Below are 17,923 nucleotides of genomic sequence, written 5' to 3'. Positions count from 1 at the left end.
ATGGAATATCGAGAATTGATCGCCTGTCACGAATGCGACGCGCTTTTTCGCAAGCCGCCGCGTCTGCGCGGCCTGGTTGCGCGCTGCTCGTCTTGCGGCGCAGGCATGAAAGGGGTCCGTCATGCCGGGCTCACGCTCGAGAGGGTCTGTGCAGTCACGCTCGCCGCACTGATCACGTTCCTGATCGCGCAAGCGTTCCCCGTACTCGTGCTGGAAACCAATGGCCTCACTTCGCACGCCACGCTTGTCGGAGCCGTTCAGGCGCTGTGGAAGGGGCATATGCACATCGTCGCGGCGATGGTGTTTTGCACGACGATGTTGTTTCCGTCGTTCGAACTCGTCGCTCTGCTGTATCTGCTGCTGCCGCTGCGCGCAGGCCGTGTGCCGCGCGGTTTCGACGCCGTGCTGCGCCTCGTGCAATGGGTGCGGCCATGGGGCATGACGGAAGTCTTCATGCTCGGGGTGCTCATCACAATCGTGAAGATGGTGAGCCTCGCGCGCGTCATCCCGGGTACCTCGCTCTTCGCATTCGGCGCACTGACGCTGATGTTTTGCGTCATCGCCGCATTCGACCCTTGCATGCTGTGGGAAATTCGCGACGAGGTGGCGAATCGCGGCGGCGCTTTCATCGAGCGGACGCCGCGGCGCGCGAGGCGAAACACGGTGCCGGCAGCGGTGGCGCCGGTCGCCCGGCCGGCAGCGGCTGCGGTCACGGCGAGGCATGCCGGTTTGGTCGCCTGTCACTGCTGCGGGCTCGTTCAGTCGCGCAGCGCGCACGCGACCGATCAGCATTGCGTCCGGTGTCGATCGCCGCTGCACGAGCGCCGGCCGGAAAGCCTGACGCGGACTTTCGGGTTGCTGCTTGCCGCCGCGCTACTTTATATCCCGGCCAATCTGTTGCCGATCATGCATACCTCATCGCTTGGAGGCGCCGAGGACGACACGATTCTCGGCGGCATCGCCTATTTCTGGCGATCTGGCGATTGGCCGCTCGCGGCCATCGTGTTCGTCGCAAGCGTGATGGTACCGATGCTCAAGCTCGCCATTCTCACGCTGCAAACCGTCACAGCCTATCGCGGTTCCGCCTGGCAACCGCTCGAGCGAGCCAGGCTTCATCGCATGGTGGAGCGCATCGGGCGCTGGTCGATGCTCGACGTATTCGTCGTTTCGCTCACCGTAGCGCTGGTGCACTTCGGTTCGCTTGCGCAGATCACCGCGGGACCGGGCGCTTTGGCCTTCGGTTCGGTCGTCGTGCTGACCATGCTCGCCTCGAACGAATTCGATCCGCGCCTGATCTGGGACAACGTCCGGCGCCGGCCGGCTCGCGCTCCCACACGACCGTAATCGCCGCGTAGCCCGCCGGCTTCGACAACTTTTCACCTGTTCCTACAAGCGATGCACATTCCCGACTTACCGCATCCGGAGATCAAACCCCGCAGCCGCTGGTTGCCGTCTCTGGTCTGGCTGATTCCCTTGATCTCGGCGCTGATCGGTATCGCACTTCTCGTGAAGTCCGTTACCGCCGAAGGACCGATTGTCACGGTGACCTTCAATAGCGCTGAAGGGCTGGAAGCGGGCAAAACGAAAGTCAAATACAAAGACGTCGAGATCGGCGCTGTGCGGTCTATCGCGCTGTCGGACGATCTCCGGCAGGTTCGCGTCGAGATCCAGTTCGATAAAGCAGCCGCGAAGTTCGCCACCGAGGGATCGCGATTCTGGGTGGTGCGTCCGCGCATCGGCGCAAGCGGTATCTCGGGCCTCGGCACGTTGCTCTCCGGCGCGTATATCGGCGCCGATATCGGCCGCTCGCCGCGCGGCAGAACCGACTTCACGGGTCTCGAAACCGCGCCGATCGTAACTGCCGATCAGCAGGGACATCAATACACGTTGCGGGGCGATTCGCTCGGCTCGCTCGATATCGGCGCCCCGGTCTTTTACCGCAGGATTCAGGTCGGCCAGGTCGTCGGGTTTGCGCTCGACCCCAAGGGCTCGGGCGTCATCGTCAACGTGTTCGTCAATGCCCCGTACGACAGGTACGTCGCGACCCATACGCGGTGGTGGCATGCGAGCGGCGTGGATCTGCGTCTCGACTCCGGCGGCCTCACGCTCAACACGCAGTCGCTCGCCACGGTCGTCATGGGCGGGCTCGCCTTCGAATCGCCGCCCGGCTCCGATGCCGGCCCGCAAGCCGCCGACGGCTCGACGTTCACGCTCGCGTCGGACGAAACCGACGCCATGCGAGAACCGGACGGCGCACCGCTCTACGTCGTCATGCATTTCAATCAGTCGCTGCGCGGATTGTCGGTCGGCGCACCGGTGGATCTACGCGGTATCACGCTCGGTCAGGTGACGAAGATCGGGCTCGGGTACGACGAGAAGGCGTTGAACTTCAGCATGGAAGTGACCATGGCGCTCTACCCCGACAGGCTCAGCCGCCGTTCCAACACGATGCTGCCCGCGCCGAACACGCAAGGCGCGAACGATCTGCTGCAGCACCTCGTCATGCATGGGTTGCGCGGCCAGCTACGAACCGGAAACCTGCTCACGGGTCAGCTCTACGTGGCGCTCGACATGTTCCCGCAGGCCCCCCGCGCGACGGTGGATCTACGCAACACGCCGATCGATCTGCCCACCGTGCCGAATACGCTCGACGAACTCCAGGTGCAGATTGCCGGAATCGCGAGGAAGCTCAATCAGGTTCCGTTCGACAAGATCGGAGCAAACCTGAGCGGCACGCTGGAAAGCGCGAATCGCCTCTTCGGCCAGCTCAATACGGAAGTCGTTCCGCAGGCGCGCTCCACGCTCGCCTCCGCCCAGAAAACGTTCGACGCGGCGCAAGCGACGCTTGGACAAGATTCGCCCATGCAAGCAGACGTTCATGGGGCGATGCAGGAATTGACCCGCACCTTGCAGTCGTTGAACGCGCTCGCCGACTATCTGGAACGCCATCCCGAAGCGCTCGTGTTCGGTAAGAAAGGAGATCGTCAATGATGGTCAGCCTATTGCACCGACGCGGCTTCATCATTCGCGTGGTGGCAACGGCGAGTGCGCTTGCGCTATCCGCCTGCGCATCGTCACCGCCCTGCCGGTTTTATACGTTGGCTCCGAGTGCGCGTACCGCACAGGCCTCGAACGTTTCGGCTCCCGCGGCGTTGTTCGATATTCAGTCCGTCAGCGTGCCGGCCGAGGTTGAACGCAATCAACTGGTTGTCAGACTCAGCGAGACGCAGGTTCAAGTGCTCGAGAATGAACGCTGGGCGTCGCCATTGAGCGATGAGATACGCACGGCCCTATCGCTCGGAGCAGCCGGGCGGTTGAGCGGTTTGAACGCTCGCCGTCCGAAGCAAACAGGCGATGCGCCCGTCTACCGCGTCGCCGTCGACGTGCAGCGTTTCGAGTCGTGGCCGGGGGCGCAGGTCATCGTCGATGCGACCTGGCGTATTCGCGCGCGAGGAGAGTCCAGCGACAAGCTGACTTGCCGCAGCTTGGTGTTCGTGTCCGTCGCCGCGGGCTACGACGCACTGGCAGCCGGTCATCGCCGCGCGCTCACCACCATCGCGGAACAGCTGGCGACGGTTGTTCGCGCCCTCGACGCCGGCGCAGACGGCATCGCATTCACGGCGACCCGTCGCACCACGAATACTGCGCCGACGGTTGAATGCCCGTCACTGGAGACCCATGTCGCGGGCGCTATCGCACCGGCTTCGGAGATGTATGCGAGCCCTTCGGGACGGGTGCAATGAGAGAAGCAGGCTTACTGACCCGCGTTGCCAACGGTCGGCGAAGCGGTACGCCGTCAAGATGGTCAGTCGGCTTCGACGGCAGGTTCCACGAGCGGCAACGGACGTGCCGCAACTTTTTCGGCTTCCGCTCGTTTGAGACCCAAGCTTTGCAAAAGAGCGGCCGCGACGCGCTCGGCGAGGTGTTCACCGCTGAAACCGAGCTCCGTCAACGCGTCGGCGTTCGGCGCATCCGGCGAGGCGAGTCCGAGCTGCGCTGTGACGGACGCAAGCACGGTGCCGCCCACGGACAGGAATGCGACGAATGGATCGACCACGGCGAAACGCTTTGCAACGATGCCTCTTTGCACATCGCGCAACAAACGTTTGCCGAGACCTCGATCGAGCATGCGCGAGGAGAACCCTTCTCTCACCAGGAATTGGCCCCAGAGCGGCTCGCGATGTGCTCGCATCAACGTATAACGCACGGAGACGGCAATGACTTCGGCCGGGTCCGACAAACCGAGGGTGAGGCGGTCGAGCCAGTCGGCAAATTCCTCGAACACGGACTCGACGAGCGTGGCGTAGATCGCTTCTTTCGATTCGAAATGGTTGTAGAACGAGCCGAACCCGACATCGGCCGCCTCCGTGATTTCATTGATCGCGACGCCTTCCATGCCTTTTTCAGCCATGAGTTTGAGTGCTGCGTCCAGCAGGCGAGCGCGCGTCTCCCGCTTGCGGCGGGCACCGCGCGGCTCGCGGGCCTCGGCAGAGGCCTCCGGGGCGGCGCTCGCCTGAGGAGCGGCGCGCTTCTGCGCCGGGCGATTTGTAGTCTTCGGCATGGCGATTCCAATCTGGATCAGAACGCCAGTATAGATTCAAACGTCGGGCTCGACAAAGTCGTCAGCTCTGAACGCCGCATCAGACGTGACTACGCACCGAGTCGGCACTTTGCTCCGGCCACGCAATCGGGCTCGACAGGTTTCATGCACATGCCTCTCGCGACTGCAGGACCGGACGCAAACCTGCGAAAAGAGGCCAAACACAAGCGCTGTTCGCCGCGCGCGCCCAACGCCGCGACTCATAGAATTCCTCCATACCAGTCACGTACCGGCACGCGGTCGGTATCTGTCGAACTGCTTTCTCCAATCGAATTTCCGGTCAAACACAGCATGACACGGCTTGCACGGCACTACGTCCCTGACCAACCGCAACACGTAATCTTGCAAGGGCTTGTCGAGCCCGCATTCCTCGACGAAGGGGACTACCGGTATTTTCTCGCCTGCCTCGCAGACGCCGCGCGCGTCGCCGATCTGGCGGTCCACGCCTGGGTTCTCATGCCCGGCGCGGTGCAGTTGCTTGTCACGCCGTCGTACGAATCGAGCGTGTCCATGGCGATGCAGGCGGTTTGCCGACGCTATGCCGAGACCTTCAACCGCCGCCACGGACGACGCGGCACAGTATGGCGCGGCGGCTACCGCGCAACGGTGATCGAACCCGAGCGTTACCTGCTGCTGGCGAGCGTTGGGATCGAACAGGCACCGGCGCGCAGCGGTCTCGTGACCGACGCGAAGAGCTACGCGTGGTCGAGCTACGGGCATCACACGGGCCAGCGCGCGGACAGCTTTATCAAGGACCATCCGCTTTACCGGGCGCTTGGCGACACGCCGCCCGAGCGCCATCAGGCTTATCGCGATCTCGGCGAGCGAATTGCCGCCGATCGCGACATCGACAGTCTGCTGGAATCGAGGTTCAACGCCTGGGTGCTCGGCAGTGCCGCATACTGCGAGTGGGCGGCAAGGACGGCAAACCGCCGCCTCATGCCGTTGCTGCTGCGCGACCGGCCTGCCACGGTGCGCGCGACACGCACGCCGGACCTCGCGAAATTGCGCCGGCCGCTCTATACGCACGCCGCTCTGACAGAACCGAATTGACCCTGCTCACTTCATTTGAGGGCGGCGAGAGCCGTCTCGATGAGTTGCTGCTGTCGTTCGGTGGCATCGCTGCTCTGTTTGCGCATAATCATAAAAAGAGAAAGCGGATCGGGCGGATTCAAAGCGATCCGATGGATCGTGCATCCGGTGTCCCTCGCCAACGGCATCGTTAAGAAAGCAGGAACAATGGCCCAGGCTCCGTTTCTGAGCATCGGCGCCAGCATGTGTGCTTTCTCGACCCAATTTACATGTCGCGAAAATCCGCGCCGACCGCGCCATAAATCGAACTGCGGCGACCACGGCAGATGAATTTCTCTGGATGGATCGAGATCCGTCATGTCGAGCGCTTCGGGCAACGGGGCCGTACCCGCGCCGGCATAGACCACGAGCATCGCGTAGTCCCGGATCTTTCTTGAAACAAGATCGACGTGTTCGGATGGGGTCAGTGTGAAGGCGACGTCCAGATGACCGGAAGCCACGCGGTTGGCGAGCTGGAAATAGCGGGAGCTTTCCATGTGTAACCGGACGGGCGGTGTCTCGTCGCAGAGCGCGGCGACAAACGGCGGAAGGACGTTGATCGCAACGGCGTCCACCGCACCGACAGCAAGGTGCCGCACCTGATTGGCCTGAAGTTGCTCGGCCTCGATTTCGAGCATTTTCCAGCGCTCTGCAATGTCGAGAAAACGCTCACCTTCAGCGGTCAGCGAGATGCCCCGCGCTCCCCTCGAGCGCCGCAACAGCGGGTGTCCTATGCGGCGCTCGAGGGACTGGATCCGGTACGAGACGGTCGATTGCGTCGTGGATACGATCTCGGCGGCCTGCAGCAAACTTCCGGAGCGAACCACCGCCAGGAACGTGTTGATCTCCTCGCTGAACAACATATCGATTCCTTCGATATTTGGTGAATAAAATCCGGCATTGACCGATATTGTGCCCAACCTTAGCCTAGTCGAACAGAAAAACAAGTCCCGTCATCTGATTCGGTAACGTTTGGAGGCACATATGGCAAAGGCACTCGTCGACATCGAAGATTTACCTACGAGCCGCTTTCATAAGAGGATTGCCGTCGTCGCGGCAGGGGGGCCGTTCTGCGACGGCTACCTGCTCGGGATCATCGTTGTGGCGTTGCCGTTTATTGCCAGGGACCTCGCACTGAGCGCGCTCCAGATCGGTCTCGTCGGCGCGTCGAGCCTCATCGGCATGTTCGTCGGCGGCCTCGTTTTCGGACCGATGACGGACCGCTTCGGCCGCCAGAAGATGTACGTGCTTAATCTCGCTGTATTCGTTATCTGCTCGATCGCGCACCTGTTCGTGCACGACGTGACGACGCTCTTTATCCTTCGTTTCGTCATGGGCGTTGCGCTGGGCGCGGACTATCCCATCGCGACCGCGCTCGCGGCTGAATTCCTGCCTCGGAAACTTCGCGGGCCGGTGCTCGCGAGCCTCGTGCTTTTGCTCTGGGTCGGATACACCCTGAGCCTTGCAACGGGTTTGATCGTGAGCGGTAGCGAAAGCGGTGTATGGCGCTACATTCTTGCGAGCGCTGCCATCCCTTCGGCAATTTTCCTGTTGCTGCGCCTTAACATTCCCGAGTCGCCGCGCTGGCTGATTTCCGCAGGACGTGTGGACGCGGCGCGTGACATCGTGGCGCAGCATCTTGGGCCGCAGGTTGACTTTGATGCGCTCGTTGCCGAGACCCGCGTCAGCACGTCCGGGCGTGGCCTCGGCTTGTCCAAGATCCGCGAACTGCTTTCGCGCGGCTACGGGCGCATGCTGGTGTTCTGCTCGATCTTCTGGATGTGTCAGATTGCACCTTCGTTCGCCATCAAGACGTTTCAACCGATGCTGCTGAAGTCGCTCGGCGTCACTCAGCCACTCGCCGGCTCGCTCGTGATCATTTCGTTTGCGATCGTCGGAACTGCGATCGGCATGGTCGTCGTCAACCGCGTCGGTCGGCGCACGCTTTGTCTGGCCTCTTTCGTTCTGGCAACCCTCGCGCTCTTTCTTCTCGCGACGCCGCTGTCGAGCATGGCCATGGTTGCGATCGGTTTGTTCATTCTTTTCACGGTGGCCGAAGCTGCCGGTTCCGGGCTGCAATTCATCTACCCGAATGAGATTTTCCCGACTGATCTTCGTGCAACCGGTATGGGACTCGCGATGTCTGCAAGCCGCATTGGCGCCGCGGCAGGAACGTTCCTCCTTCCTACTGTACTCGTCCATTTTGGAAGTGCGACGGGTCTGCTGATCGCGGGTGGCATCAGCCTGATTGGCCTGCTCGTATCCGCTCGCATGGCTCCCGAGACCCGTAACGTGTCGCTTGGCGCGGCGAATGCTCCCACCGTGGACGCGAGCGCCGGCGAACACACTCTGCAGCGAAGAGAGGCTCGCAGCTGAACGGCAAGGACGGCGTGGCCATCGCCGACGCCAGTCAGCCGCAGCAATTCGGACTCCATAATTTCACCTTGGCAACACTTCCTGCATCCATGCAAAAAGGCACTCTATGAATTCGGCACCTCAAGTCGTCATCATCGGCGCAGGCATCATCGGCACTACGCTCGCTTATGATTTCGCGAAGCGCGGCGCGCGCGTCACCGTGCTCGACAAGAACGAAGTCGCGAAAGGCGCCACGTCTGGGTCATTCGCGTGGATAACGAATCAGACGAAGTTCCGCAATGCGGACTCGCTCGGTGAAGCTGGCGCGCAGCATTACTTCAATCTGCATCGGCTGTCGCACCTGCGCTGGCGTTACCTGCAAAGCGAGATCGACGGTCTGCCGATTCGCTGGTCAGGCTGCTTACAAAGCGCCGAACCCGGCACCGAGGAGGCACGGGAACTCGCGGCTGAACTGAACCGGCGCTTGCGCTGGGGCAGCCCGACGTACCGCGTCACCGCGGCCGAGGCGCGCGAGATCGAGCCGGGGTTTGAACCGGGAGCGGAGACGGACATTTTCTACACGCCCGACGAAGGGATGATGTCGCCCGTGCAACTGACGTCGATGATGCTCGACGCGGCGGTCGCCCACGGGGCGCAGTACTCGGCACACGATGCGTACCGAGGCTTCGTGAAGACGGCGGGCGGTTACGAGATCAAGAGCACAAGTGGCACGCGCGCGGCCGATTTTCTCATCTTCGCGGGCGGCATCGCGAACCCGGAACTCGTCGGAGGCACAGGGCTTAAGGCACCGCTCATCCACAGCACGGGGAGCGTCGTCCATCTGGCACCGTTGCCGCGGATCTTCGACTCGGTGATTCTTGGCGCCCATGTTCACGCGATCCAGCGCGTCGACGGTCGTGTGGTCATCGCCAAGCACTTCTCCGGTTCGCCCGTTGGCGATCCAAGCACGCCCGACCCGGAGGAGCTCGTACGTGTCGCCGCGCGAGTGCTGCCGGGCTTGAAGGACGCCGTTGTCGAGAAAGTTACCGAAACGCGTCGCGTGATTCCCGCTGACGGACTGCCTGTCGTGAGCCGCTCAGAAGAACTGCCCGGCGTGCTTTCCATTACAACGAACGCAGGCATCAGCCTTGCAGCCGGACTGTCGCAGTTCATCACAACCGAACTGCTTGACGGCGTGACGGTGAGCCTGTTGGACCCGTATCGCTCCCAGCGTTTTGCCGATCAGGCAATGCGGTGAGGCGGATTAGGGGCGATGCCATGAAGCGGGGTCGGGTTGGTGGGTGCTTCATGATGTCCGGCAGTTGCCTGATGGTCGGCAAGCGGAGTACGCGGTGTGCTTCATCGGGCTTGTTCGACGTCTGCCGACATGCGCGCTGCATGCATCTTCCTGCGGGCGATGGCAGACATCGAATAAACATTCACGAATCCGGTCCAACCGCGAAAGCACCGAATCGACTGTGAACCGCGGTTGGAGTCCGCGCGCCGGCAGCAGCTGGTCGGGAGGTAGAGCGGCCATCGAGTCGACGTGTCGTTCGGCTCGGCCGCGGAGCCGGTGTACTCAGGCGAAAGTCCTTCGACGGCAGCGAGGCACATCGCTTGAAATTCTGCCTGTCGTTATGTCTTCTGACGGCGGGGCTCGATTACTTGGGGGACCGTTTGGGCGCCGGTCGGAAATCCGAGGACAATTCCCCAATCCCGCTATTCATTCTCGTCGAAGTAGCGACGTGGCCTTTTGTGGCGGGCCTTCGCCTGCAAACCTACGCCAAAACCTACGCTGAATTCCTTCGCGACTCTTTGGGATATTAGCGTCGCATTTCGGCAACAGAGGACCCGAAAGTGCAGCATTCGCCTCTAGCTTTCCTCGCGCGCGGCAAGCACGCCGTCCAGTTGTACCAGCGTCTGGTACAGCACGCGCGTGCCGTCGAGCAGCTGCTTCGGCTCGATCCATTCCTCCGGGCAATGACTGCGCCCGCCCAGGCACGGAATGAAGATCATCCCGATCGGCCCGGTCGGGGCGACATACACGGCATCGTGCCCCGCGCCGCTCGGCAGGCGCATGCTCGGATAGCCGAGCTGCGTGGCCGCTTGCTCGACCGCGTCCATCACGAGCGGCTGGCAGTCGGTCGGCCGCGCGTGGCTCACGTGCTCCGCGCGCGCGCTCAACCGCAACGCCTCGAGCCGCGCAGCCGCGCCGGCCAGCAGCGCCTGGGGGAAGTCATCAAGCACGGCATCGCTGTCGCTGCGCACTTCCAGCATCAACTCGACGTGCCCCGGCACCGCGTTCGGCACGTTCGGCGTCATCGCAATCCGCCCGATCGTCGCGACCACGTAATGCGGGTTGCCCGACAGCGCCGACGCGCGCGCATGCGCGGCCTCGATCAGGTGCGCGGCGCCGACGAGCGCATCGCGGCGGATGTCCATCGGCGTCGTGCCCGCATGGTCGGGCTGCCCGGTCACTGTGATCAGCACGCGCCGGATACCGACGATGTTGGTCACGACGCCGATCGGCAAGCCGCGCGTCTCGAGTACCGGGCCTTGTTCGATATGCAGTTCGACGAACGCGGCCGTGCTGCCGGGTGCGCGTAACGGTTCGCGCAGCGCGTCCGGATTGCCGCCGATGCGGCGCAGCGCTTCGGCGAGCGTTTCGCCTTCGGCGTTCGTCGCGCGCAGCATGCCGGCATCGAGCACGCCGGACAGCGCGCGGCTGCCGACGCACGAGATGCCGTAGTCGCTCGGTTCTTCGGACAGAAAGTCGACCACCTCGAGCGGATGGTCGAGCACGATCCCCTGCTCGTTCAGCGTATGCGCGACCTCGATGCCCGCGAGCACGCCGATGATCCCGTCGAAGCGACCGCCGCTGACCACCGTGTCGCAATGCGACCCCGTGACGAGCGGTTTCGTGCAGCGGCCGCTGCCTTCGCGGCGGCCGATCAGGTTGCCGCCTGCGTCCATCAACACCGCGAGCCCGGCTTCGGCGAACTGCGCGGCGAGCCATGCGCGCGCTTCGGTGAAGAGCGGCGAGAACGCGCGGCGCGTCCAAGGGACATCGGGCCGCGTAAAGCGCGCCAGTTGCTCGACGCGTGCGTTCAGGCGTTCCGCGTTCAGCGGCAGGAAAACCGTCGGATTCATGCTTGCTCCTGCGTAGCGATCGATCGGCTGCCGTGCGGCTTCAGGAAGCGGCCGGAGCCTGCCGGGTTGACGATGCGGGCGCCGTCGTACACGAGCGCGCCGCGGCAGTATGTGGCGGCGATCCGCACCGTGAATTCCATGCCTTCGAACGCGCTCCACTGCACAGCCGACAGGCTGCGCGACGGATCGAACGCATAACGTTCCGGCGTGAGGATCACGAAATCCGCATCGGCGCCGACGTCGAGCGATCCCTTGCGGTCCTCGAGCAGGAAATGCCGCGCCGGGTTCGTCGCGAGCAGTTCGGCCACGCGCGTCGGCGCGATGCCATGCTGTTCGCAGCCGGTCCAGAATGCGGGCAGCAGCGTTTCGAGGCCCGGGCCGCCCGACGCGTTGCGGAACACGTTCGGGTCGCCCTTGCGTTCGAGCCCCCAGCTCACGTGGTCCGACGACACGAACGCGCATTCGCCGCGCGCGATATGCGTCCACAGCAGTTCCTGCTCGGCGCGCGGCCGGATCGGCGGGTAGTGCTTCGTTTTCGCGCCGAACCGCTTCGTATGCGTTTCGTGATCGAGCATCAGGTACTGCACGCAGGTCTCGATGCTCGCGCGATGGCCGGCCTGCCGGAACATGTTGCACAACTCGAAGCCGCGCGACGTCGACACGTGCACCGCGTGCGCGCGGGCGCCCGTCTCCGCGCCGATCTCGTAGATCAACGCGGTCGCGAGGTTCTCGATCAGCGGCGGATGCGCACGCAGGAACGCGTCCCAGCCCGTGTCGCCCGCTTCGATCATCCGCGCGATGTTCTTGCGCGTCATGTCCTGCATCTGGTTGTGCACGCCGCATGCAAGGCCCGACGGTGCGATCAGCCGGAACGCGTCGTACAGCACGTCCTCCTCGACACGCGGGAACCGGCCGGGCGTCGCCTCGAACGTCGAGAACTTGAATGCGCACACGCCGCCGTCGATCAGCCCGGCCGCCGCGTCAAGACCGTGCTTCGCGTTGAGCGTGCCGTACAGCGCGACGTCGACGTGGCAATCGCGTTCGGCTTCCGCGATCTTGCGGTAGAGCTGCGCGCGCGACGCGACCGGCTCCGGATCGTCGTACGGCATGTCGACCATCACCGTCACGCCCCCGGCGGCGGCGGCACGCGACGCGTGACCGAGCCCCTCCTGGTTCGCCTGGCTGGCCGCATGCACCTGCCCGTCGACGACGCCCGGCAGCACCCACTGCCCGCGCGCATCGATCGTGTCGCGCGCCGCCGGCGGCACGCCCGTGCCGCGCGCGGCGATACGCCCGCTACGGATTGCAAGCCAGCCGTCGTCGACCACCTCGCGCGCATCGACCAGCCGGCCGCGCACCACCTGCTCGAATTCGCTCATCTTCGCCTCCTGCTTTTTTGATCACGAGCAGTTTAGGCAGCGCTCTGCCAAAATGTCTCATGCCGATTTATCGCCCACACATAACATGGAGTTAAGGCTGTGCGTCTGAACCTCCGCCAGATCGAGGTGTTTCGCGCCATCATGCTGACCGGCTCGATCAGCGGTGCCGCGAAGCTGCTGCACGTGTCGCAGCCGGCGGTATCCCGCCTCATTTCGTATGCCGAACAACGGCTTGGCCTCGCGCTGTTCGAGCGCATCAAGGGGCGGCTCTATCCGACGCCAGAAGCGCAGCGGCTGTTCGTCGAAGTGAACGCGGTGTACCAGGGCGTGCAGCGCGTCAACGAAATCGCAGAAGACCTGATCGAGAACCGGATGGGCCACCTGCGCATCGCGTGCAGCCCCAATCTCGGACAATCGCTGCTGCCGCGCGCGATCGCGGCGTTCTACGAGCGCTTTCCCGACGTGCGCATCATCCTGCACACGATGATTCCGGGCGTGCTGCTGCAAGCGGTGCTAACGCAGCAGGTCGAGCTCGGCATCGCGTTCCTGCAGGACACGCACCCGAACGTCGAAAGCCAGCTCCTGTACGAAAACCGGATGGTCGCGGCCGTGCCCGCATCGCACCCGTTCGCGCGCCGCAAGACGCTGGCCGTGCGCGATCTCGCGAACCAGCCGCTGATCGGCTATGGCAGCGACATTCCGCTCGGGCAACTGGTGCGGCGGCTGTTCAGCGACGAAGGGCTCGTGCCGCAGGTCAAGATCGAGGTACAGCAGGCGCACGTCGCGTGCGCGCTCGCGCAGGCCGGCACCGGCATTGCGCTGATCGACGAACTGACGGTCGCGGGGCCCGTGTGGCCGCAGATCGTCGTGAAGCCGATCGTGCCGACCATTTCCGCGCCGGTCAGCGTGCTGCACCCGGTGCTCGCACCGCTGTCGCGGCTTGCGCACGAGTTCATCGACACACTACATACGCTATCCGCGAACGCATGAATTCCGTGCCGAAACGGGCCGGAGTCGTTGTCCAGCCTGCGTTTCGTCGTCACACCGGCAGCGGCAGATTCGTGCGCAGGCAGCCCGCCGTCCGGGCGTCACCGGGATTACCCTACGCTTAACATCGCGTTATGAAGTCTCCATAAAATAGCAATAACGCTCAATATTCGGCGTCCCTAGAATCGTTTGGACAGTACCGCCACACAAGGCTTTCCGGCCGGCGCGTACAGCCCTTTTCCCCCTCTCAGGACAAACGACACATGGGACGCATTCTATCTTCGAAGGACGTCGAAGCCGCAGTCAAGGGCGGTTCGGTTTTCGCATGCGGCGGCGGCGGCTGGGCCGACCACGGCCGTGAACTCGGCACGCTCGCGGTCACGATCGGCCGCCCCGAACTAGTCACCATCGACGAGTTGCCGGACGACGCGTGGATCGCCACGGCCGCCGCGATCGGCGCGCCGGGCGGCCTCACCGACTGGCAAATGCTCGGCGCCGACTATGTAAAGGCTGCGCAGCTCGTGCAGGACGCGCTCGGCGCGCCGCTCGCCGGGCTCATCATCGGGCAGAACGGGATGTCGAGCACGCTGAACGCATGGCTGCCGTCCGCGCTGCTCGGCACCAAGGTAGTCGACGCGGTGGGCGATATCCGCGCGCATCCGACCGGCGACATGGGCTCGCTCGGCCTCGCGTCGAGCACCGCGCCGATGATCCAGGCTGCAGCCGGCGGCAACCGCGAACGGCATGCATACATGGAAGTGGTCGTGCGCGGCGCGACCGCGAAGGTGTCGCCGATACTGCGCAAGGCGGCCGACATGGCCGGCGGCTTCATCGCGAGCTGCCGCAACCCGATTCGCGCATCGTACGTGCGCCAGCATGCGGCGCTCGGCGGCATCAGCCGCGCACTCGCGCTCGGCGAAGCGATCATCGACGCCGAACGGCGTGGCGGCAGCGCAGTGATCGATGCGATCTGCGCAACCACGCATGGCGAGCTCATCGCGAGCGGCAAGGTCTCGCGCAACACGCTCGAATACACGCGTGAAGCATTCGATGTCGGCCTCGTCCATCTTGGCAGCGGCGCGCAGCGCGCGGTCATTCATGTGATGAACGAACACATGGCGGTCGACGACGCGCACGGCGCACGCATCGCAACCTACCCAGACGTAATCACGACGCTCGATGCCGAAGGCCGCCCGGTCAGCGCGGGCCAGTTGAAAGAAGGGATGGAAATCCACGTGCTGCGGGTGGCGAAAGCGCACATTCCGCTGTCGTCGTCGGTGTTCGACCCTGCGGTGTACCCGCCGGTCGAAGCCGCGCTCGGCATCTCGATCGCCGACTATGCGCTCGCGCGCTGAACAGGAGGCACGACGATGAATCAGACGACCCGTACCTTCGAAGTCACGTCCGGCAGCACGCTGCGTTGCAAGGGCTGGCGCCAGGAGGCGCTGCTGCGGCTGCTCGAGAACGTGCTCGCCGTCGGCGAGGACCCCGATCAACTGATCGTCTACGCGGCGCTCGGTCGCGCGGCGCGCGACTGGCCGTCGCACGACGCGATCGTGCGCACGCTGAAGACGATGGACGAGGACCACACGCTTGTCGTGCAGTCGGGCAAGCCCGTTGCACTGCTGCGCACGCATGCGAGCGCGCCGCTCGTTGTGATGGCGAACTGCAATCTGATCGGCCAGTGGGCCAATGCCGAACACTTCTACGAACTGGAGCGGCGCAACCTGATCTGCTGGGGCGGTCTCACTGCCGGTGACTGGCAGTACATCGGCTCGCAGGGCGTGATCCAGGGCACCTACGAGATCTTCTCGCGGATCGCCGAGCGCCATTTCGACAACGACCTGCGCGGGCGCTTCATCCTCACGGCCGGCCTAGGCGGGATGGGTGGCGCGCAGCCGCTCGCGGGACGGATGGCCAACGCCGCAACGCTCGTCGTCGAGATTGACCAGACACGCATCGACAAGCGGCGGCAGATCGGTTTTCTCGAACGACAGGCGCGCGATCTCGACGAGGCGCTCGCGCTGATCGCCGACGCACAGACGCGGCGCGAACCGATCTCGGTCGGCCTGCTCGGCAATGCGGCCGACGTGTTCCCGGCGATTCTTGCGCGCGGCGTCGTGCCCGACATCGTCACCGACCAGACGGCCGCGCACGATCTCGTGTACGGCTACGTGCCGTCGGGCTACACGCTCGACGACGTGCGCGCACTGCGCGACAGCGATCGCACGACGCTGATGGATGCGAGCCGCGCGTCGATCGTGCGGCACATCGAGGCGATGCTGGGATTCAAGGATCGCGGCGCGATCGTGTTCGACAACGGCAACCTGATCCGCACGCATGCGAAGGACGGCGGCGTGACGCGCGCATTCGAGATCCCGGTGTTTACCGAGGCGTTCCTGCGCCCGCTGTTCTGCCGCGCGATCGGCCCGTTCCGCTGGATCGCACTGTCGAACGACCCGAACGACATCCGCCTCATCGACGACTACCTGCTCGAACACTTTCCGGACAACCGGATCGTCACCAACTGGATTCAACGCGCACGCGAATGCGTGCCGTTCGAAGGGCTGCCTGCGCGCATCGCGTGGCTCGGCCACGGCGAGCGCACGCGGCTCGCGCTCGCGGTCAACGCGATGGTACGCGACGCCGTGCTGGCAGGGCCGGTCGCGTTCACGCGCGACCACCTTGAGGCCGGCGCGATGGCGCACCCGAACATCATGACCGAGAACCTGCGCGACGGCTCCGACGCGGTGGCCGACTGGCCGCTGCTGAACGCGATGATGAACTGCTCGTCGATGGCCGATCTCGTCGCGATCCATTCGGGCGGCGGCGGCTACAGCGGCTACATGACGAGCGCTGGTGTCACCGTCGTAGCCGACGGCAGCGCGGCCGCGAACGAGCGGCTCACGCTGTCGATGACCAACGACACCGCGCTCGGCGTGATCCGCTATGCGGACGCCGGCTACGAAGAAGCGCTCGACGAAGCGGAACGCAAGCAGATTCCGCATATCCGGCTGTAAGGCTGCCCCGCACGACGACAGGAGATCGAAGTGAAACAAACTGCGGTTCCCCTCGACACGGCCGACGCCGTGTCACCTCCCGCATCGAGTGCCGGGCGCGCGATCGCCGCGGCCTCGATCGGCAACGCGCTGGAGTGGTACGACTTTTCCGTCTACGCGTTCTTTGCCGTGTATATCGCGCAGAACTTCTTCCATCGCGGCGACACGGGCACCGAGCTGGTCGAGGCGTTCATGGCGTTCGGGATCGGCTTCATCGCACGGCCGCTCGGCGCGCTCGCGATCGGCGTGTACGGCGATCGCGCGGGCCGCAAGGCCGCGCTGACGTTGACCATTCTCGTGATGGCAGCCGGCACCGGCGTCATCGCGTTCGCGCCGCCGTTCACTGCAATCGGCATCGGCGCGCCGCTGCTGATCCTGTGCGGCCGTCTGCTGCAGGGCTTCTCGGCCGGCGGCGAAGTGGGCGGCGCGGCGGCGTTCCTGATCGAGCACGCGCCAGCGGACAAGAAGGGCCGCTACGCCTCGTGGCTGCAGGCGAGCATGGCCGCGTCGAACATCCTCGGCGCACTGGTCGCGACCGCCGTGACGCTCACGCTGTCGCGCGAACAGATAGGCGACTGGGGCTGGCGGATCCCGTTCATCCTCGGCCTCGCGATCGCGCCCGTCGGCCTGTGGCTGCGCAAGACGCTCGACGAAACACCGCATTTCCGCACGGAGATGGCGCGTGCCGCGCATGCACCGGCCGATCGCAAGGCGCCGCTGCTGCAGGTCGTGCGCGACTATCCGCGCGCGCTCGTGGTCGGCACCGGGTTTTCGGTGTTGTGGGCCGTGTGCGTGTATGCGCTGGTGATCTACATGCCGACGCACGTACAGCGCGCGCTGCATTTCGACGGGCGCGACGCGTTCATCGCGTCGCTGGTCGGCAACTGCCTGATGGCCGTCACCTGCGTGTGCGCAGGCAGCTGGTCGGATCGCTTCGGCCAGCGCACGGTGCTCACGGCAGGCGCCCTGCTGATGCTCGTGTCCGTGTATCCGCTGCTGCACTGGCTCGCCGATGTGCACACGCTCGCCGCTCTGATCACGGTGCAGAGCGCGTTCTGCGTGATGGTCGCGATCTTCACGGGCGTCGCGCCCGCCGCGCTGTCGGAGCTGTTCCCGACCAAGGTGCGCGCGACCGGCATGTCGCTGTCCTACAACATCGCCACGACGATCTTCGGCGGCTTCGCGCCGGCGATCCTCGCGTGGCTCACGCAACGGTCCGGCAACCCGTTCGCGCCAGCCTGGTATGTAATGGTCGCAAGCGTCATCGCGCTTGCATCGATCGCCGCGCTGTCTTCCACGCCACGTCACGCCTGAAACCGGAG

Annotated in this window: 14 protein-coding genes; 10 read left to right on the top strand and 4 right to left on the bottom strand. The window is 64.6% G+C overall.

The features are described 5' to 3' along the window. From HV711_RS13535 to HV711_RS13525, 3 genes are read left to right on the top strand one after another with little or no spacing between them, the layout of a single operon-like run. On the top strand, positions 1-1,344 hold the full coding sequence (locus tag HV711_RS13535) for a paraquat-inducible protein A (protein WP_035480466.1): 1,344 nt from the start codon (positions 1-3) through the stop codon (positions 1,342-1,344). Positions 1,345-1,395: 51 nt separating this feature from the next. Next, complete coding sequence (locus tag HV711_RS13530; protein WP_035480468.1) at positions 1,396-2,991, top strand: PqiB family protein; 1,596 nt, start codon at positions 1,396-1,398, stop codon at positions 2,989-2,991. After that, positions 2,988-3,743 carry a PqiC family protein gene (locus HV711_RS13525; protein ID WP_051224124.1) on the top strand — a complete coding sequence of 252 codons (756 nt, stop codon included), beginning with the start codon at positions 2,988-2,990 and terminating at the stop codon, positions 3,741-3,743. The genes HV711_RS13530 and HV711_RS13525 overlap by 4 nt, the downstream gene beginning before the upstream one ends. Before the next feature lie 62 nt (positions 3,744-3,805). Here the strand turns inward: HV711_RS13525 and HV711_RS13520 are convergent, their stop codons facing one another. Beyond that, positions 3,806-4,561, bottom strand: a complete 756-nt coding sequence (locus tag HV711_RS13520) for a TetR/AcrR family transcriptional regulator (protein WP_014973338.1) — start codon at positions 4,559-4,561, stop codon at positions 3,806-3,808. A gap of 330 nt (positions 4,562-4,891) precedes the next feature. Here HV711_RS13520 and HV711_RS13515 point away from each other — a divergent pair, with 330 nt between their 5' ends. After that, positions 4,892-5,653 (top strand): transposase, encoded by a 762-nt coding sequence (locus HV711_RS13515; RefSeq protein WP_013592183.1) that lies wholly within the window; start codon positions 4,892-4,894, stop codon positions 5,651-5,653. Positions 5,654-5,664: 11 nt separating this feature from the next. Here the strand turns inward: HV711_RS13515 and HV711_RS13510 are convergent, their stop codons facing one another. Next, positions 5,665-6,534: a LysR family transcriptional regulator gene (locus HV711_RS13510; RefSeq protein WP_035480470.1), complete on the bottom strand. Its 870-nt coding sequence runs from the start codon at positions 6,532-6,534 to the stop codon at positions 5,665-5,667. A gap of 121 nt (positions 6,535-6,655) precedes the next feature. Here HV711_RS13510 and HV711_RS13505 point away from each other — a divergent pair, with 121 nt between their 5' ends. Next, positions 6,656-8,047, top strand: coding sequence for an MFS transporter (locus HV711_RS13505; protein ID WP_035480471.1), 1,392 nt, complete (start codon positions 6,656-6,658; stop codon positions 8,045-8,047). Positions 8,048-8,153: 106 nt separating this feature from the next. Then, a complete protein-coding gene (locus tag HV711_RS13500) occupies positions 8,154-9,284 on the top strand; it encodes an NAD(P)/FAD-dependent oxidoreductase (protein ID WP_035480472.1) in 1,131 nt (376 codons plus the stop codon). A 614-nt stretch (positions 9,285-9,898) separates the two neighbouring features. Here the strand turns inward: HV711_RS13500 and ertE are convergent. Together ertE and ertD are read right to left on the bottom strand one after the other, a co-directional pair. Beyond that, positions 9,899-11,176 (bottom strand): N-carbamyl-l-glutamate amidohydrolase ErtE, encoded by a 1,278-nt coding sequence (gene ertE / locus HV711_RS13495; RefSeq protein WP_035480474.1) that lies wholly within the window; start codon positions 11,174-11,176, stop codon positions 9,899-9,901. After that, positions 11,173-12,555 carry a hydantoin-5-propionate amidohydrolase gene (gene ertD, locus HV711_RS13490; protein WP_035480475.1) on the bottom strand — a complete coding sequence of 461 codons (1,383 nt, stop codon included), beginning with the start codon at positions 12,553-12,555 and terminating at the stop codon, positions 11,173-11,175. Before ertD ends, ertE begins: the two co-directional genes overlap by 4 nt. Positions 12,556-12,654: 99 nt before the next feature. On the opposite strand from ertD, the gene HV711_RS13485 reads away from it, so the two are divergent. From HV711_RS13485 to HV711_RS13470, 4 genes are all read left to right on the top strand, one after another. Beyond that, on the top strand, positions 12,655-13,545 hold the full coding sequence (locus HV711_RS13485) for a LysR family transcriptional regulator (RefSeq protein ID WP_035480477.1): 891 nt from the start codon (positions 12,655-12,657) through the stop codon (positions 13,543-13,545). Positions 13,546-13,805: 260 nt separating this feature from the next. Next, positions 13,806-14,897, top strand: a complete 1,092-nt coding sequence (gene ertC, locus HV711_RS13480; RefSeq protein WP_035480478.1) for a thiohydantoin desulfurase — start codon at positions 13,806-13,808, stop codon at positions 14,895-14,897. Between the two features lie 15 nt (positions 14,898-14,912). Next, positions 14,913-16,562: a thiourocanate hydratase gene (ertB, locus tag HV711_RS13475; protein WP_035480480.1), complete on the top strand. Its 1,650-nt coding sequence runs from the start codon at positions 14,913-14,915 to the stop codon at positions 16,560-16,562. Between the two features lie 30 nt (positions 16,563-16,592). Continuing rightward, entirely contained in the window at positions 16,593-17,915 is a 1,323-nt protein-coding gene (locus HV711_RS13470; RefSeq protein ID WP_035480481.1) for an MFS transporter, read from the top strand. Positions 17,916-17,923: the final 8 nt, after the last annotated feature.

Source organism: Paraburkholderia phenoliruptrix, from assembly GCF_902859825.1.
GTDB lineage: Bacteria > Pseudomonadota > Gammaproteobacteria > Burkholderiales > Burkholderiaceae > Paraburkholderia > Paraburkholderia phenoliruptrix.
Note: the sequence above shows the minus strand (reverse complement) of the source record. Positions and strands in the feature narration are given on the sequence as shown.

Bases quoted from the DNA above. Each gene is read 5' to 3' on its own strand.
- HV711_RS13535 (WP_035480466.1), top strand. From the start codon at position 1: ATGGAATATCGAGAATTGATCGCCTGTCACGAATGCGACGCGCTTTTT.
- HV711_RS13530 (WP_035480468.1), top strand. From the start codon at position 1,396: ATGCACATTCCCGACTTACCGCATCCGGAGATCAAACCCCGCAGCCGC.
- HV711_RS13525 (WP_051224124.1), top strand. From the start codon at position 2,988: ATGATGGTCAGCCTATTGCACCGACGCGGCTTCATCATTCGCGTGGTG.
- HV711_RS13520 (WP_014973338.1), bottom strand. From the start codon at position 4,561: ATGCCGAAGACTACAAATCGCCCGGCGCAGAAGCGCGCCGCTCCTCAG.
- HV711_RS13515 (WP_013592183.1), top strand. From the start codon at position 4,892: ATGACACGGCTTGCACGGCACTACGTCCCTGACCAACCGCAACACGTA.
- HV711_RS13510 (WP_035480470.1), bottom strand. From the start codon at position 6,534: ATGTTGTTCAGCGAGGAGATCAACACGTTCCTGGCGGTGGTTCGCTCC.
- HV711_RS13505 (WP_035480471.1), top strand. From the start codon at position 6,656: ATGGCAAAGGCACTCGTCGACATCGAAGATTTACCTACGAGCCGCTTT.
- HV711_RS13500 (WP_035480472.1), top strand. From the start codon at position 8,154: ATGAATTCGGCACCTCAAGTCGTCATCATCGGCGCAGGCATCATCGGC.
- ertE (WP_035480474.1), bottom strand. From the start codon at position 11,176: ATGAATCCGACGGTTTTCCTGCCGCTGAACGCGGAACGCCTGAACGCA.
- ertD (WP_035480475.1), bottom strand. From the start codon at position 12,555: ATGAGCGAATTCGAGCAGGTGGTGCGCGGCCGGCTGGTCGATGCGCGC.
- ertC (WP_035480478.1), top strand. From the start codon at position 13,806: ATGGGACGCATTCTATCTTCGAAGGACGTCGAAGCCGCAGTCAAGGGC.
- ertB (WP_035480480.1), top strand. From the start codon at position 14,913: ATGAATCAGACGACCCGTACCTTCGAAGTCACGTCCGGCAGCACGCTG.